This window comes from Eikenella sp. NML03-A-027 (genome assembly GCF_001648395.1).
Lineage (GTDB): Bacteria > Pseudomonadota > Gammaproteobacteria > Burkholderiales > Neisseriaceae > Eikenella > Eikenella exigua.
In genome coordinates this window covers 1-16308 of the sequence record NZ_LXSM01000011.1, presented here as the reverse complement: position 1 = coordinate 16308, position 16308 = coordinate 1, and the positions used below count along the sequence as shown (strand labels likewise).

Genomic DNA, 16308 nt, shown 5'->3' with positions numbered 1-16308 from the left:
GATTTCGTGGGGCGGGGTTGATATCCGCCCACCCAAACTGCTGATGCCGTGCTAAAATCCGCCCGTTGCCAGATATGGATAACGGCCATTCCGTTGGCCGATTGATTTTCAGGTAGCCTCTCCTCGGCTTGAGGCTACCTGAAAATTTTCATATCTATCCGGCCGCTCTTACTATCCATTCAGAATACGAAAGCCCATGATCCGACACCGCCTCCTCCCAATCTCCGCCGCCCTCCTGCTCGCTGCCTGTACCGGCCTTGGCACGCAAATGTCTGCCGAAAGCTGGCACGACGATGCCGCCACGCCCGAGTTTGAAGCCTCCGGCCGCATGGGCGTAAAGGAAAACGAACGCGGCAGTTATGCCAATTTCGATTGGCTGCGTACTGCCGCCGTGCAGCTGTTTGAAGTGAAAACCCCGCTTGGCAACAGCGTGGGGCGTTTGTGCCAAGACAGCGGCGGGGTGCAGGCGGTGGCGTCCAACGGCCAGGTTTTCCGCGCCACCACCACCGCCGAACTCAGCCGACAGCTGCTCGGCTACGACCTGCCCGTGGCCTATATCGACCGCTGGGCCAACGGCCTACGCGTGCCCGGCGAGCCCTACAGCGTGCTGCCCGACGGCCGCCTGCAGCAAATGGGCTGGAAGATCCAACGCAATTTGGGCGAAGACGGCCAAGTGCGCATGCTGCTGCTGGAACGCACCGGTCTGAGCCTGCGCCTGGTGTTCGACCGCTTCGGCCAACCGGAGCAGCGCCCCGGCAGCTGCGCAGATAATGCCGGGCAGGCCGTATGATGCAGCCGCACCCCGCCGCCCGAGCTTTTCCCGCCCCGGCCAAGCTCAATCTCGACCTGCGCATCATCGGCCGCCGGGCCGACGGCTACCACCTGCTCGAAAGCATCTTCTGCCTGATCGATCTATGCGATACGGTGTGGCTGCTGCCGCGCGAAGACGGGAAAATCATCCTGCACAACCCCGCCGGCAGCATCCCGCCCGAACAAGATTTGAGCCACCGCGCCGCCCGCTTGCTGCAACAGTTTTCAGGTAGCTCCGACGGTGTGGGAATCTGGCTGGACAAACATATTCCCAGCAGCGGCGGGCTGGGCGGCGGCAGCTCGGATGCCGCTACCGTGCTGCTTGCCCTCAATCATTTGTGGCACACCGCCGTGCCGCCCGAAACGCTGCAAGCGCTCGGCCTGAAGCTGGGTGCGGACGTGCCGTTTTTCCTGTTCGGACAAAGCGCTTTTGTGCAAGGCATCGGCGAAATCCTGAGCCCGCTGGCCGTGCCGGAACAGTGGTATGTAGTGGTGCGCCCCGATGTGCATGTGGCTACCCCGAAAATCTTCGCCCACCCCGAGCTCACCCGCAACAGCCCGCCCTGCACGCAACCCGGTTTCGCGCAACTGCAACCTTTCCGCAACGATATGCAGACCGTGGTGCTGGCCGAATACCCGCCCGTAGCCGCCGCCTTCCGCCTACTGCAAGACCACGGCACGCCGCAGCTGACCGGCTCCGGCGCCTGCCTGTTTATCGCCTGCGCCACGCAAGGCGAAGCCGAGTATATCTATAGTAGGCTACCTGAAAATCTGGCTGCCTGGTGCGTGCGCGGTTTGGATAGGCATCCCTTGCAAGGCATCCTGAAAATATAGTGGATTAAAAAAAGAAAGCTACGGCGTTGGCCCGCCTTGCCATACTACTTGTGCTGTCTGCGGCTCGCCGCCTTGTCTCAATTTTATCCACTATGACAAAAACATCAGGCACGCTTGACAATATACCGAAAAAAACGCATAATTCGTCTCTTTCTTGAATCGCCTGCCGCAATAGCAGGATTGTACTGGGGATTCGCCAAGTTGGTTAAGGCATCGGATTCTGAATCCGACATACGTAGGTTCGAATCCTACATCCCCAGCCAGATTCGTCAACAATACATTTGGGGATTCGCCAAGCTGGTTAAGGCACCGGATTTTGATTCCGGCATGCGTAGGTTCGAATCCTACATCCCCAGCCACCTTACAAAAGCATGTACGCGTACATGCTTTTATTTTTATTGTATGCACCATACACTAAAAGGCTACCTGAAAACGAGCGTAGCGAGTTTCGCCAAAACAAAATCGGTTCGAAAACCGGAGTGGTAAGAATTTTCTTGCCGTGGAAACCCGTTTATTCGGTTTTGATTGCTCAATTAAGGGCGAAAGCAAACCATGCTCAGGCATTCGTTGCCCGCCCCCGATATCAAGTAGGTACAAATGGTGGATATTCCGCACAAACAGCACTTTGGTTTTGCCTGCGCTCGGCGTATAATCTACCATTTGCAAGCCAGTCAAACCCAAGCGCGAGGGAGCGGCAATGTTTCCCACAGTCGGCGGCGAGACCGCAAACAACACAGGTAATGAAGAAATGGCATACGAAAGTTTAATGGTATTCGCCGGCAACGCTAGCGCCGGCTTGGCTGAAAATGTGGTGAAACACCTCGGTATTTCATTGGGGAGTGCTTCCGTTGGCAAGTTTTCCGACGGCGAAGTCGCCGTGGAACTCTTGGAAAACGTGCGTGGCCGCGATGTGTTTATCTTGCAGTCCACCTGCGCACCCACCAACGATAATCTGATGGAGCTGCTCACCATGGCCGACGCGCTTAAACGCGCTTCCGCTGGCCGTATTACCGCCGCCATACCCTATTTCGGCTATGCCCGCCAAGACCGCCGCCCGCGTTCCGTGCGCGTGCCGATTTCCGCCAAACTGGTGGCCAATATGCTCGCCACCGCCGGCATCGATCGTGTACTGACTGTGGATTTGCATGCCGACCAAATCCAAGGCTTTTTCGATATCCCGGTGGACAACATCTATGCCACCCCGATTTTGGTTCACGACATCCTGCAACAGCGCATCGAAAACCTCACCGTGGTCAGCCCCGACATCGGTGGCGTGGTGCGCGCCCGTGCCGTGGCCAAAGTGCTGAACACCGATTTGGCGATTATCGACAAACGCCGCCCCAAAGCCAACGTGGCTGAAGTGATGAACATCATCGGCGATGTTCAAGGCCGCACCTGTCTGATTGTGGACGACATGATCGATACCGCCAACACTCTGTGCAAAGCTGCTTCGGCTCTGAAAGAGCGCGGTGCAGAACGCGTATTGGCCTATGCCACCCACCCCGTGTTCTCCGGCGAAGCCGTGAACCGTATTGCATCATCTGATATCGACCAAGTGGTGATCACCGACACCATCGCCCTGTCTGATGCCGCCCGCAACTGCAACCGTATCCGCCAGGTTACGATTGCCGGTTTGCTGGCCGAAACCATGCGCCGTATCAGCAACGAAGAATCTGTCTCATACCTCTTCAACGAGGATGTGGCATCCCCGGGAGCATTGTTCCTCCCGTAATCCCCCGCCGTCAGGGTTGGTCGCAGCCCGGCAGACGGCTTTTTTAACTTAAATGGAGTTTTACCATGTCTTTCAAAATTGAAGCCCAAGTGCGCGAAGAGCAAGGTACTGGTGCGAGCCGCCGCCTGCGCCGCGAAGGCCGTGTGCCTGCCGTAGTTTACGGCGCCGGCTCTGACGCCACTGCTGTTTCCGTTGACCACAAAACCGTATTCTTCGCCCTGCAGAAAGAAGAGTTCCACACCGCCATCATCAAACTGGCGCTGAACGGCAAAGAGCACGACGTGATTGTGCGTGATTTCCAGATGCACCCCGTTCGCCGCGAAGTGCGTCACATCGACTTCCAAATCGTAGAAGCCGGCAAACCGATCAAAATCCGCCTGCCGCTGCACGTGGTTAATGCCGAGAAATCTCAGGCTGTTAAACTGCAAAACAGCCGCGTGGCTTTGCTGAGTACCAGCGTGGAAGTGCTGCTGGATCCGAAACATATCCCGTCTGAACTGGTTTTGGATTGCGAAAAAGTCGTGGCCGGCGACGTATTGCACCTGTCTGACATCCAATATCCGGAAGGCGTGGAAAGCACCTCCCTGCGCCGTGGCGCCAACCTGGCTGTGGCCACGGTAACCGCTGCCGGCAAATAAGCTGCAGCTTTGATAACAAACCCCGCTTTGCAGCGGGGTTTTGTTTGGCCGGTGTTGCGGTGTAAAAGCTACCTGAACAGTTGTAGCTGGCGGTTTCAGGTAGCTTCTTCGTATTTGGAAAAGGCTACCTGAAAAAGCTCCACCATCTCCTTCAGTCCTCAGCCCTACTGCGTTTGGTGTTAAAATTCTGCCCAAACTAAATTATGGAAAAACCATGAACCACACTATTGAAGTCAGCCCCATCAGCCGCCCCGTGCTTGTTCCGCCGGGTGGGCAAAATAAAGTCTTGCTTCACTCCTGTTGCGCCCCGTGCAGCGGCGAAGTGATGGAAGCCCTGCTTGCTTCCGGCATCGACTACACCATCTATTTCTACAACCCCAATATTCATCCGCTCAAAGAATACCTGTTGCGCAAAGAAGAAAACATGCATTTTGCCGACAAATTCGGCATTCCTTTCATCGACAAAGACGACGACTACGAAAACGACCGTAAAGAATGGTTTGAGAAAGCCAGGGGCATGGAATTCGAGCCAGAGCGCGGAGTCCGTTGTACCATGTGTTTCGATATGCGCTTTGAAAAAGCCGCCCAATATGCCTATGAAAACGACTTTCCTGTGTTCACCAGCAGTCTCGGCATTTCCCGCTGGAAAAATATGAGCCAAATCAATGATTGCGGCCACAGCGCCGCCAGAAAACACCCTGGTTTGGTGTATTGGGACTATAATTGGCGCAAAGGTGGTGGCAGCTCGCGCATGATAGAAATTAGTAAGCGCGAGCACTTCTACCAGCAGGAATATTGCGGCTGTGCCTACTCACTGCGTGATTCTAACGCCCACCGTAAATCACAAGGGCGGCCGCCGATTAGAATCGGGGTGAAGTATTATGGTGATGAAGAGGATGCAGGTTGAATGCTGCCGATTACATGGAAAAGCTACCTGGAATTTTCAGGTAGCCTTTTTATTGCAACTTTAATTGCAGCGAGCGGGTACGAAACAAGCTGCTACATAGCTTGCAGCGAGCAAAACCGATATAGGCGTAGACTACCTGAAATCCTGTAGATGCGGGGTTGATACCCATTCGCCACAGCACCCAAGGCTACCTGAAAATTGGGAGGAGCTGCCCAAATCGATGTTTGCGTAGCAACACTGCGCTACAGTTTTCCAACAGAGTAGGGCGGATCGCTATACCGCTACATGAGGCTATCTGAAAATCCCGGCGCACATTTTTCAAGTAGCTTCCACTTCTATTAAGAAAGAGAAAATCGCTGAAAGGCACTGTATTCGGCGTTTGTAAAGCACTTTGGTTTGCTGACTAGGAAAATAAATGTTGGGAAATGCAAATTTATGCTTGCACGCAGGCGCAGTGCATACTAATATGTGCCACACCAAGTCCCCCTTTGTGCAGGAAAAGCGGATGCGGCTTTCATTTGGATACTGTCCGTATTCTTCTGCCAAAGGAGGAATTATTTTTTGTTACAACAGCGCCGCTTGGCCGGAAGCAGGCTTGCCATGGTTGGATGAGGCGCAACGCAGCATTTTTTAGGTAGTCTGTACGCAGGCATAGAAAAACAGACCATTAGCAAGGAATCCTTTATGACTACGCCAACCAATGAACGCTTTACCACTTCCGTCACCGAAGGCGGCTCATCCAAAGGTGATTTTTTCGGCCATCCACGTCAATTGGGTACCATGTTCCATATTGAGCTGTGGGAACGTTTCTCTTTTTACGGCATGCAAGCCATCCTGTTGATTTACCTCTACTACGCCACTAAAGACGGCGGCCTGGGCATCGATAAAAATCTGGCCGGCGGTGTGGTAGGCGCATACAGCGGCAGTATCTATTTGGCCACCATTCTGAGCGGCTGGTTGGCCGACCGCGTATTGGGAGCGGAAAAAACCCTGTTTTGGTCGGGCGTGGTGGTAATGCTCGGCCATATTGCCCTGGCTGTGCTGCCGGGTTTGGGTGGGCTGATTGTTGGCCTGGTGCTGATTGCCTTGGGAAGCGGTGGGGTGAAGTCTTCTGCCGGCGCCATGGTGGGATCGCTATATGAAGATCCGTCGCGGCGGCACCTGCGCGATGCGGGATTTTCAATTTTTTACACTGCCATCAACATCGGCGGCTTTATCGGCCCGTTGCTCACCGGTTGGCTGCAGTTGAAATACGGCTTCCACTACGGTTTCGGCGCAGCAGCTATAGGCATGGCTTTCGGCCTGTGGCAATACTGGCGTGGCCGTAGCCAATTGCCGCCCTCTCCACCTGCCAATCCGTTGCCGCTCGAGCGGCGCAAACTGGCTGTATCCATTGCGGTAATCGCTTCGATGGTGCTAGGTGGCAGTATTGCGGGTAAGCTGTTGCATCTGGAAAATTTTTCACGTGTACTCTTGATCGTGGTAATTATTGCCAGCCTTACTTATTTCGTGCGCATGTTCACCAGTGAGCAGGTTTCTTATGCGGAAAAACGCCATATTCTGGCCTATGTACCGATGTTTGCGGTAATGTGCCTGTTTTGGGCGGTGTGGTTTCAGATTTACACTGTGGTAACCATTTACTTTGACGAAACGTCTAACCGCGTGTTGTGGGGCTTTGAAATCCCCGTGGCTTGGTTGGCCGCTTTACAGAGTCTGTGGGTTATCGTATTTGCCGGCCTGATGGCTGCGCTGTGGACCAAAATGGGCACCCGCCAGCCGAAAACACCCATGAAATTTACCTTGTCGATGGTGATTCTGGGTGCATCCTACCTGTGCTTCATTCCTTTCCTTTCCTCCGGTCAGGTTATGCCGCTGGTGGTAATGGCGCTACTGATTCTCACGATTACCATTGCTGAGCTGCTGCTCTCGCCGATTTCTTTGTCGTTTGCCACCAAAATTGCGCCCGAAGTATTCAAAACACAGATGGTATCGTTCAATTTCCTTACCATTTCGTTGGGGTTCACACTGGGTGGGGTACTGTTCGACCAGTTGTATAATGCTACCAAGGTAATTGAATTCTACCAACTGTTGGGCATCCTCGGCGTCAGTGCAGGCGTGGTGTTGCTGGTGATGCTGCCTATGTTGAACCGTCTGTTGAGCGACATAGACTAAATTGCATGATTTTCAGGTAGCCTCAAGTTACCCACTCACTAAAACCCCTGCCGGGAAATGCTGTCGTGGTGGTTTTCCATACTTCTCTAACTAGGCAATATGATTGCATTAACTTTGCATTTGAAAAATCATATTTGCCGCTTTGTAAGCGGATTGTTTTCGGGTAGGCTTGCAGCTGCCGGCGATATTTAATATAGCAACGATAAGCGGCAATAAATGCGTACTTTACAATCAGACAAGTTAAAGCAGCAACACCTTGCATCAACAGCATCTTTACCAGTAACTGCCAAAGGAGTCAGCTATGAGTAATATTCACGCACAACGTCTCGCCGCCCTGCGGCAAACCATGCAAGAACAGAAAATTGACGTTTGGATTGTGCCCTCCGCCGACCCACATATTTCCGAATACTTGCCCGAACATTGGTGCGGCCGTGCTTGGTTGTCCGGCTTTGATGGCTCGGTCGGCACGCTGGCCGTGAGCGCTGATTTCGCCGAATTGTGGGTGGACAGCCGTTATTGGGAACAGGCCAAACGCCAGCTCGAAGGCAGCGGTTTCGTATTGCAGAAACTCGGCCAGAGCTACCCCACCATGGTTGAATCGTTGGCTGAGAGGCTACCTGAAAACTCCGTAGTCGGCATTCCGGCAGATGGTTTGTCGCTCTCACTCAAGCACGAAATGCAGGCTGATTTTGCTGCGAAAAACATCTACCTGCGGCTTGATACCGACCTACTCAATAACTTCTGGCACGACCGCCCCGGCTTGCCGGAAAGTCCTATTTTCGTACACGAAGCCCGATTCTCGCCAGAAAGCGTGCCGGAAAAACTTGCCCGTGTGCGTGCCGCAATGAAAGAGTTTGGTGCCGACCGTCATTTGGTTTCCTCGCTCGACGACATCGCTTGGATTACCAATCTGCGCTGCAATGACGTGCCGTTCAACCCCCTGTTTATCTCCTATCTGCTGATTGATGCCGAACGGGCTACCCTGTTTGTGAATCCCACCAAGCTCACTGATGCCTGCCGCAAAGTGCTGAACGAAGCCAAAATCGACGTAGCTGAATACCGCAGCGTGGTGGATGCCGTGGGCAAACTCAGTGGCAGCCTCCTAGTCGATCCCGACCGCACCGCCGTTTACACCTTGGGCAAGTTGCCCGACAGCGTGCGTGTAATTAAAGACATCAACCCCAGCACCCTATTTAAAGCCTGCAAGTCTGAAGCCGAAATCGAACACGCCAAACATGCTATGGTGCGTGACGGCGTGGCTTTGTGCGGCTTCTTTGCCGAGCTAGAGCAGAAACTGGCTGTCGGCGAAATCGTTACTGAGCTGGATATCGATACCATGTTAATCGACCACCGCAGCCGTCAGGCCGATTACATTTCGCTCAGCTTTGATACTATTGCCGGCTTCAACGAGAATGCCGCTTTGCCGCACTATGCCGCTACACCCGAGCACTATAGCACCATCACAGGGCAGGGCATCCTGCTGATCGACTCCGGGGCACACTATCTGGACGGTACCACTGATATCACCCGCGTTATCCCTATTGGTTCGCCTACTGCCGAGCAGAAACGTGACTACACCCGCGTGCTAAAAGCACACATTGCCCTAGCCGAAGCAGTGTTCCCGGAAAATCTCTCCGGTCAAGTACTGGATGCCATCTGCCGTGCACCGCTGTGGAAAGAGCAGTGCGACTACGGTCACGGTACCGGCCACGGTGTAGGTTATTTCCTCAACGTGCACCAAGGTCCACAGAAAATTGCCTACAACACTTCTGGTCTCAAGTGCAACAATATGAAAGAAAACATGATTACCTCCAATGAGCCTGGTTTATACCGTTCGGGCAAATGGGGTATCCGCATTGAAAACCTGGTAGTGCACCGTCGCGTGAAACAGCCGAAGGAAACCGAATTTGGCCAATACCTGTGCTTCGAGCAGCTCACCCTGTGCCCAATTGATACGCAGCTTATCGAACGCAGTATGTTGAGCGACGACGAAGCCGCTTGGCTAAACGACTACCACTCTCTCGTGCGCGAAAAACTGGCCCCACATACCGAAGGTGCAGCTAAAGCATGGCTGGAAAAGAATACCCAGCCCATTTGATTTTGATGATGTGGTTCAATAACGTGCTGACAAAAGACTACCTGGATTTCAGGTAGTTTTTTGCCTTTCAGGCCATATTTTCTGCCTGGAAAGGGGCAATTTCCGTTTCGTGTAAAGAAATTTTTACATAACTTGTTTTTACAAATAATAGACTTACGGTCAGTAGGGTTGTTTTTTGTTGCTTTTCAAGCGAAAAATATTTGGCAGTTGTTTGGCAGTTATGCTAATATTTCACTGCGCAGCAAGGGAAAAATTTTAAGAATTGCGCTGTGTTAGCATATAAAGAAATAGAGATGTGAACCGTTTTCATTTAAGCGCACAGAGAATTTAGCACTTATTGTTTGGTTAATAATAAAGCAAAATGCTAAATTTTGTTTAGGTGGAATGCGGAGCAAGATGACTGATTCACAAAACTACACAAAAACACAAAACATAACATACACTCATCACTCCAATAAAGAGTTTTCCCATTGCTGCCGCTGTGGTTTGGCGGCGGTGTTTTTAAACACATAGGAGTTTGATATGACGTTTTTGAAAGTAGCAGCCAGCCCGTCTGTTCAACAGGGCTTCACCACTGAGTTAGATGTGGTGGACGTGCAAGGTGCCGACCTCGCAGGTATTGGTGCCGTTGTTGCTTCTACTGCTGACGCAGCCAAGGCTGTAGAGCAGGTTGAAGCCACCGGCTTCGGTATTCCGGTATTTGTTGCTCTGCAGCCCGGCGAGAGCGTGCCCGAAAGCCTGTTGACCCGTGTGAACGGCGTGATTCAATTAGGTCGCGGCAATGAAGAATACTATGGCCGCCAAGTGGATACTGCCGTAAATCAATATGGTTCCAAACTTGCCCCTCCTTTTTTCGGTACGCTGAAGCAGTATGTAAATATCGGTAACGCCCAGTTCGACTGCCCCGGACACCAAGGTGGACAGTTCTACCGCAAACACCCTGCCGGCCGCGAATTTTACGAATTCTTCGGTGAAAACGTATTCCGCGCCGACTTGTGCAATGCCGACGTTCGCTTGGGTGATTTGCTGATCCACGAAGGACCTGCTTGTGCAGCCCAGCAATACGCTGCCAAAGTGTTCAATGCCGACAAGACCTATTTCGTTCTGAACGGTACTTCTTCTTCCAATAAAGTGGTGGCCAATGCTCTCTTGGCTAAAGGAGACCTGGTATTGTTCGACCGCAATAACCACAAATCTAACACCATCGGCGCGCTGATTACTGGCGGCGCTATTCCAGTTTATCTACAAACCACCCGTAACCCCTACGGCTTCATCGGCGGTATCGACAACACCTGCTTCGAAGAAGCTTACATCCGCGAACAACTGGCTAAAGTTGCTCCGGAGCGTGCTAAAGAAGAACGTCCGTTCCGCTTGGCTATTATTCAGTTGGGTACTTACGACGGTACCATCTACAATGCTCGCCAAGTAGTAGACCGCATTGGTCACTTGTGCGACTACATCCTGTTTGACTCTGCTTGGGTAGGTTACGAGCAATTCATCCCGATGATGCGCGATTGCTCACCGATGTTGCTGGAACTGAACGAAAACGATCCTGGCATCTTCGTTACCCAATCCGTACACAAACAACTGGCTGGCTTCTCTCAAGCTTCTCAGATTCACAAAAAAGACAGCCACATTAAAGGCCAGAAACGCTATTGCAGCCACAAACGCTTCAACAATGCGTTCATGATTCATGCTTCTACCAGCCCGTTCTACCCGATGTTCGCTTCTCTGGACGTGAACGCTCGGGTTTTGGATGGTGAAGTAGGCCGCAACCTGTGGCGCGACTGCGTAACCGTAGGTATTGAAGCTCGTAAGATGCTGCGTGCAAGCTGCAAGCTGATCAAACCGTTTATTCCGGAAACCATCGACGGCAAACCGTGGGAATCTTACCCGACCGAGAAGATTGCTCAAGATCTGCGCTTCTTCGAATTTGAGCCGGGCGCTAAATGGCACTCCTTCCCTGGCTACGGTAAAGGCCAATACTTTGTTGACCCGTGCAAATTCCTGTTGACCACTCCTGGTATCAACGTGGAAACCGGTGAATACGAAGACTTCGGTGTACCAGCTACCATTTTGGCTAACTTCCTGCGCGACAACGGTATCGTTCCGGAAAAATGCGACTTGAACTCCATTCTGTTCCTGATGACTCCAGCCGAAGATCTGGCTAAGATGGAACACTTGGTTGCTCTGATCTCTCGCTTCGAAAAACACATCGAAGCTGACAGCCCGATGAGCGAAGTGGTGCCCACTGTATACGGCCGCAATGCTGAGTACTACAAAGGCTACACCATCCGTCGCCTGTGCCAAGAAATGCACGACTTCTACAAACGCAACAACATGAAACAGTTGCAGAGCGAGATGTTCCGTGCCGATGGCTGGCCGAAACAAGCTATGCTGCCCTACGACGCACAGCAAGCCTTCATCCGCAACGAAGTGAAACTGGTTCGCTTGAGCGAAATCGCTGGTCAAATCGCTGCTGAAGGTGCTCTGCCTTATCCTCCGGGCGTACTGTGTACTATCCCGGGCGAAGTTTGGGGTGGTGCAGTGCAGAAATACTTCCTGGCTCTCGAAGAAGGCATCAACTGCTTGCCTGGTTTCGAACCTGAGCTGCAAGGTGTATATCTGCAGACCGTGGAAGACGGCAGCCGCCGTGCTTTCGGTCATGTAGTGGTTAAAGGCTAATAAGCCGTATCAGGCTACCTGAAACGGTTTCAGGTAGCCTTTGTTAGATAAATTTGATTGCGCGGCAGCGCAGGCTTCGCCAGAATATTGGTTAAACCCGCCTGCTGCATTAAGAAGGATTAAGTATATGTCAACCTCTCAAAACAAGATGGGCGTGGTGCAACTGACCATTCTCACCATGGTAAATATGATGGGCTCAGGCATCATCCTGTTGCCGGCCAAATTGGCTCAGGTTGGTACGATTTCTATTTTATCGTGGCTAGTTACCGCTGGTGGCTCTCTGGCCTTGGCTTACGCGTTCGCCAAGTGTGGCCGCTTCAGTAAAAATGCTGGTGGTATGGGTGGTTATGCCGAGTATGCCTTCGGTAGATCCGGTAACTTTATTGCCAACTACACCTACGCCGTTTCTCTTGTAATTGCCAACATCGCTATTGCTATTACCGCAGTAGGCTACCTTGCCCAGTTGATGGAATGGCAGCTTTCTCCGCAGCAAGTAGCCATGTGGACCATTATCTTCGTATGGGTAACCACGGTTGCCAACTTCGGCGGCGCATCCATCACCGGCCGCATCGGCAGCTTCACCGTGTGGGGCGTGGTGATTCCGGTGGTTGGTATTTCCATTATCGGCTGGTTCTGGTTTGATGGCGCTAAATATGCTGCCGCTTGGAACCCGCATAACTACGGTGTGTTTGAAGCACTGCCGAAATCCATCTCAATCACCTTGTGGTCATTCCTTGGCTTGGAATCTGCCTGTGCAAACTCTGATGCCGTAGAAAACCCTGAGAAAAACGTGCCGATCGCTGTATTGGGCGGTACCCTGATGACTGCGGTAATTTATATCGTTTCTACCAACGTAGTAGCCGGTATTGTCGATAATGCTGCTTTGGCTGCTTCCGATGGCCCGTTTGGTTTGGTGTTTGCCCAAATCTTTAACCCGACTATCGGCAAAGTGGTAATGGGTTTGATGGTGCTGGCTTGTACTGGTTCCCTGTTGGGTTGGCAGTTCACTGTGGCCCAAGTGTTCAAATCCAGTGCTGACCAAGGTTACTTCCCCAAAGCGTTCAGCTCTGTTACCAAATCTAACACTCCGTTGGTAGGTATGATCATCCTGTGCGTGGTTCAAACCCTGCTTTCCCTGATGACCATAAGCCCGAGCTTGAGTGAGCAGTTCGACGTATTGGTGAACTTGGCTGTAGTAACCAACCTCGTGCCCTACGTACTGTCTATGTCTGCCCTGTATGTCATGCAGAAAGTCAGCAACGTGCCGGCTGGCGAGTTGAAAGTAACCACCATCGTTGCCCTGATTGGTAATATCTACAGCTTCTACGCCCTGTATGGTTCAGGCGCAGACGCCATGCTCGGCGGCGGTTTGGTAACCTTCTTCGGCTGGCTGATCTACGGCCAGGTTGCAGGCAAAAAATTCGACCTGAAAGAGCCGTACTAATCGATTGCAGCAAGCCGGTCTGAATACAGTTTAGACAAACCTGCTAAAAGCAGCCCCCGAATTCTAATAGAGGAGAATTCGGGGGCTGCGCTTTTTCAGGTAGCCTCATGGATTGAAGGCTACCTGAAAAATACGCTCCGGCTTTCGGGCAGCCTTCCCGAATCTGTTACAATACGCCCCTTAAATTTAACGCATTAAACACCAAGACAATAATTATGGAAGCCGAACGCATCAACCTACTCAACAACACCCTCGCCGACTTGGAAAAACGCAGTGTCGAAATTCGCGTGTATCTCGATTACGACGGCAAAAAAGACCGGCTGGAAGAAGTGGTCGGCCTATCCGAAGATCCTGAGCTTTGGAACGATCCCAAACGCGCCCAAGAAATCGGCAAAGAGCGCAAAGTGCTCGAAGGCATCGTGCTCACGCTCGACAACATCGCCGGCGGCATCGACGACAACCGCCTGCTTATCGATATGGCGCTGGAAGAGGGCGATGAAGACAGCTTTGCCGCGATTGAGGAAGATGTAGCCGAGCTGGAAAAACAAATGGCCGAGCTTGAATTCAAGCGCATGTTCAACCAGCCTGCCGACGTGAACAACTGCTTTATCGATATCACTGCCGGCGCCGGCGGTACTGAAGCCGAAGACTGGGCCGGTATGCTGCTGCGCATGTATGTGCGCTATGGCGAGCGCAAGGGCTTCAAAGTGGAAATCATGGAGCAGGACGACGGCGAAATTGCCGGTATCAATCGCGCCACCATCCGCTTGGAAGGCGAATACGCCTACGGCCTATTGCGTACCGAAACCGGCGTGCATCGTCTCGTGCGCCACTCCCCATTCGATTCCAACAACAAACGCCACACCTCCTTCGCTTCCGTGTTCGTCTATCCCGAAGTGGACGACAGCTTTGAAGTGGAAATCAACCCGGCAGACGTGCGTACCGACACCTTCCGCGCATCCGGCGCCGGCGGCCAGCACATCAACAAAACCGATTCCGCCGTGCGCATGACGCATATTCCCACCGGCATCGTGGTGCAGTCGCAAAACAGCCGCTCGCAGCACGACAACCGCCGCGTGTGCGAAGAAATGCTGCGCGCCAAACTGTTCGAGCTGGAAATGCGCAAACGCAACGAAGAAAAACAGGCGCTGGAAGAAGGCAAATCAGACGTGGGCTGGGGCAGCCAGATCCGCTCCTACGTGCTCGATTCTTCCCGCATCAAAGACTTGCGCACCAGCCACGAAACCGGTAACACCAAAGCCGTGCTCGACGGCGATTTGGACGACTTCATCGAAGCCAGCTTGAAACAGGGCATGTGATTGCCGCCTAAGTGATTTGAATGCAGAAAGGCCACCTGAAAGTGTGATGAGGGTTTCAGGTAGCCTCAAACGTTTAACTCAAGGGGCAATATGATGACTAAACGACAGCGTGAATACACATTTCGCCTAAGCTAGCCTTACTCAGCGGGTGCAACTTTTAGCGGTATTGGTGTGCCTGAGCCAATTATTGAGTTGGCTGGTGGGAACAGCTTTGTTGAAGGCGTTGGGTTGGCTGGAATTGTCGGCAGGGGAACCCGGCAACTTGGCAGGGTGGCAGTGTCTGGAACTTGGGTGTTGGTTGGTTTGCTGCTGTGTTCGGGTTTGGTGTTTTTGTGCTGGCTGTACCGGACGGCCTGTAATGTGCGGGCTTTGGGGCGCAGGGGATGCAGGTGAGCCCGGCTTGGGCGGTTAGCTTAGCTGTTTGGCCGCTTCAATGGCGTAATTAGGTGAGAATGCCTCTGCGGTGGTGCGTTTAAAGGCGAGCAGGCTTTCGAGGATAACTTTGTTGCCGTCAAGCCAGCCGTTTTTGATGGCGGCTTGGAGCATGGTGTATTCGCTGGATATTTGGTAGGCATAGGAGGGTACGCCGAATTGGTCTTTCATGCAGCGGATGGCATTGAGATAGGGCAGGCTAGGCTTCACCATCACCATGTCTGTACCTTCCTGTAAGTCGAGCGCGATTTCGTGCAAGGCTTTGTTGCTGTTGGCGAGACCCATTTGATAAGTGCGTTTGTCAGCCTTGCCTAAGTTGGCGGAACTGCCCACTGCATCGCGGAACGGACCGTAGAAGGTGGAAGCATAATTTAGCAGAATAGGCCATCAGTCGGGTATGGATGTGGCCGGCATCTTCCAAGGCTTCGTGGATGGCGCGTGGATGGAGCCAATACGACCGTCCATCATATCGGAGGGGCAACCACTTGTACGCCGGCTTCAGCGTGGCATATGCTTATTTAATCAGCACTTCTACGGTTTCATCATTATAATACATACGTAGCCATTTTCATCAATCAAGCTGTCTTGGCCGTGACTGGTGTAGGGGTTGAGTACTACATCAGTCATCATGCCCAACTCGGGAGAGCGGTCGCGCAAGGCGCGCACGGTGTGCGGTACGATGCTTCTGGGTTGTAGGCTTCGCTGGCAGTTAGGTCTTTATGCGGCACTGAAGCAGGAAATAAGGTCAGCATGGGAATGCCCAGTTCGCAAGCTTGCTCAGCTTGGTGCAGCAGGTTATCCAAGGTTTGCCGCTCAATGTCGGGCATGGAAAGGAATGGGCTCGTTGCCAGAGCATTGCTCCAGCACGAATACAGGGTAGATTAAGTGAGGGGATGCTTACGCATCGGGCAACGAGAAAAATCATCTCTACGCATCCGGCGTGGGCGGATGAAGGGAGCTTGGCAGGGCGGGAAATTCATACTGGAAACCTATGGGATGTTTTTAACGGCGTATATTCTATGTCGTTTAACTAGTAACTAGAAAAGGGGATGGATGAGAGTGGTGGCAGATGTGGTACGCAATTTTCTGCTAATGAAATTTCTTCCGTCTTAGTGCTTTAGTTTTTGTTTGTGGATATTTTGTTTTTCGGTATTTGACAAAATATTTTGGTAGGCGTATAGTCCGCATCTTCGCTGTTCCTTACGGCACGGTTTTGTTGTCAGTTTTACGGTTCAGC

At 52.5% G+C, this 16308-nt stretch carries 12 protein-coding genes, 2 tRNA genes and 1 pseudogene; 12 read left to right on the top strand and 3 right to left on the bottom strand.

All coding sequences use genetic code 11. From position 1 onward, the window contains the following. Window positions 1–196: 196 nt before the first annotated feature. The 8 genes from A7P96_RS04615 (at window position 197) to A7P96_RS04580 (ending at window position 7093) form a co-directional block, all read left to right on the top strand. Window positions 197–790 carry an outer membrane lipoprotein LolB gene (locus tag A7P96_RS04615; protein ID WP_067525116.1) on the top strand — a complete coding sequence of 198 codons (594 nt, stop codon included), beginning with the start codon at window positions 197–199 and terminating at the stop codon, window positions 788–790. After that, window positions 787–1644 (top strand): 4-(cytidine 5'-diphospho)-2-C-methyl-D-erythritol kinase, encoded by an 858-nt coding sequence (gene ispE / locus A7P96_RS04610; protein WP_067525114.1) that lies wholly within the window; start codon window positions 787–789, stop codon window positions 1642–1644. Before A7P96_RS04615 ends, ispE begins: the two co-directional genes overlap by 4 nt. A gap of 186 nt (window positions 1645–1830) precedes the next feature. Next, window positions 1831–1907: transfer RNA gene (locus A7P96_RS04605), tRNA-Gln, on the top strand. A 19-nt stretch (window positions 1908–1926) separates the two neighbouring features. Next, window positions 1927–2003, top strand: a tRNA-Gln gene (locus A7P96_RS04600). A gap of 389 nt (window positions 2004–2392) precedes the next feature. Then, window positions 2393–3376, top strand: coding sequence for a ribose-phosphate pyrophosphokinase (locus A7P96_RS04595; protein WP_156496276.1), 984 nt, complete (start codon window positions 2393–2395; stop codon window positions 3374–3376). A 65-nt stretch (window positions 3377–3441) separates the two neighbouring features. Next, the gene (locus A7P96_RS04590; RefSeq protein WP_003824618.1) at window positions 3442–4014 is read left to right on the top strand and encodes a 50S ribosomal protein L25/general stress protein Ctc; all 573 of its coding nucleotides are present in this window, start codon (window positions 3442–3444) and stop codon (window positions 4012–4014) included. A gap of 214 nt (window positions 4015–4228) precedes the next feature. After that, window positions 4229–4921: an epoxyqueuosine reductase QueH gene (locus tag A7P96_RS04585; RefSeq protein WP_067525110.1), complete on the top strand. Its 693-nt coding sequence runs from the start codon at window positions 4229–4231 to the stop codon at window positions 4919–4921. A gap of 684 nt (window positions 4922–5605) precedes the next feature. Beyond that, window positions 5606–7093: a peptide MFS transporter gene (locus A7P96_RS04580; protein ID WP_067525109.1), complete on the top strand. Its 1488-nt coding sequence runs from the start codon at window positions 5606–5608 to the stop codon at window positions 7091–7093. Between the two features lie 22 nt (window positions 7094–7115). Here the strand turns inward: A7P96_RS04580 and A7P96_RS10690 are convergent, their stop codons facing one another. Then, entirely contained in the window at window positions 7116–7364 is a 249-nt protein-coding gene (locus tag A7P96_RS10690) for a hypothetical protein (RefSeq protein WP_156496270.1), read from the bottom strand. A gap of 30 nt (window positions 7365–7394) precedes the next feature. Here A7P96_RS10690 and A7P96_RS04575 point away from each other — a divergent pair, with 30 nt between their 5' ends. The 4 genes from A7P96_RS04575 to prfB all read left to right on the top strand — a co-directional run bounded on the left by A7P96_RS04575 (window position 7395) and on the right by prfB (window position 14639). Beyond that, the gene (locus A7P96_RS04575; RefSeq protein ID WP_067525107.1) at window positions 7395–9191 is read left to right on the top strand and encodes an aminopeptidase P family protein; all 1797 of its coding nucleotides are present in this window, start codon (window positions 7395–7397) and stop codon (window positions 9189–9191) included. Window positions 9192–9713: 522 nt separating this feature from the next. Next, on the top strand, window positions 9714–11876 hold the full coding sequence (locus A7P96_RS04570) for an ornithine decarboxylase (RefSeq protein WP_067525105.1): 2163 nt from the start codon (window positions 9714–9716) through the stop codon (window positions 11874–11876). Between the two features lie 127 nt (window positions 11877–12003). Continuing rightward, a complete protein-coding gene (gene potE / locus A7P96_RS04565; protein WP_067448633.1) occupies window positions 12004–13320 on the top strand; it encodes a putrescine-ornithine antiporter in 1317 nt (438 codons plus the stop codon). Between the two features lie 215 nt (window positions 13321–13535). Next, window positions 13536–14639, top strand: a complete 1104-nt coding sequence (gene prfB, locus A7P96_RS04560; protein WP_067525102.1) for a peptide chain release factor 2 — start codon at window positions 13536–13538, stop codon at window positions 14637–14639. 408 nt (window positions 14640–15047) lie between these two features. Here prfB and A7P96_RS11495 read toward each other — a convergent pair whose 3' ends face one another. Then, window positions 15048–15404 (bottom strand): hypothetical protein, encoded by a 357-nt coding sequence (locus A7P96_RS11495; RefSeq protein ID WP_369799139.1) that lies wholly within the window; start codon window positions 15402–15404, stop codon window positions 15048–15050. Between the two features lie 198 nt (window positions 15405–15602). Further along, window positions 15603–15898, bottom strand: a pseudogene (locus tag A7P96_RS11490) (hypothetical protein). Between the last annotated feature and the right edge of the window lie 410 nt (window positions 15899–16308).

Excerpts from the sequence above, each read along its gene's own strand:
- A7P96_RS04590 (WP_003824618.1), top strand. The coding sequence starts at position 3,442 with ATGTCTTTCAAAATTGAAGCCCAAGTGCGCGAAGAGCAAGGTACTGGT.
- prfB (WP_067525102.1), top strand. The coding sequence starts at position 13,536 with ATGGAAGCCGAACGCATCAACCTACTCAACAACACCCTCGCCGACTTG.
- A7P96_RS04595 (WP_156496276.1), top strand. The coding sequence starts at position 2,393 with ATGGCATACGAAAGTTTAATGGTATTCGCCGGCAACGCTAGCGCCGGC.
- A7P96_RS04570 (WP_067525105.1), top strand. The coding sequence starts at position 9,714 with ATGACGTTTTTGAAAGTAGCAGCCAGCCCGTCTGTTCAACAGGGCTTC.
- A7P96_RS04575 (WP_067525107.1), top strand. The coding sequence starts at position 7,395 with ATGAGTAATATTCACGCACAACGTCTCGCCGCCCTGCGGCAAACCATG.
- A7P96_RS10690 (WP_156496270.1), bottom strand. The coding sequence starts at position 7,364 with ATGCTGTTGATGCAAGGTGTTGCTGCTTTAACTTGTCTGATTGTAAAG.
- A7P96_RS04615 (WP_067525116.1), top strand. The coding sequence starts at position 197 with ATGATCCGACACCGCCTCCTCCCAATCTCCGCCGCCCTCCTGCTCGCT.
- potE (WP_067448633.1), top strand. The coding sequence starts at position 12,004 with ATGTCAACCTCTCAAAACAAGATGGGCGTGGTGCAACTGACCATTCTC.
- A7P96_RS04580 (WP_067525109.1), top strand. The coding sequence starts at position 5,606 with ATGACTACGCCAACCAATGAACGCTTTACCACTTCCGTCACCGAAGGC.
- A7P96_RS04585 (WP_067525110.1), top strand. The coding sequence starts at position 4,229 with ATGAACCACACTATTGAAGTCAGCCCCATCAGCCGCCCCGTGCTTGTT.
- ispE (WP_067525114.1), top strand. The coding sequence starts at position 787 with ATGATGCAGCCGCACCCCGCCGCCCGAGCTTTTCCCGCCCCGGCCAAG.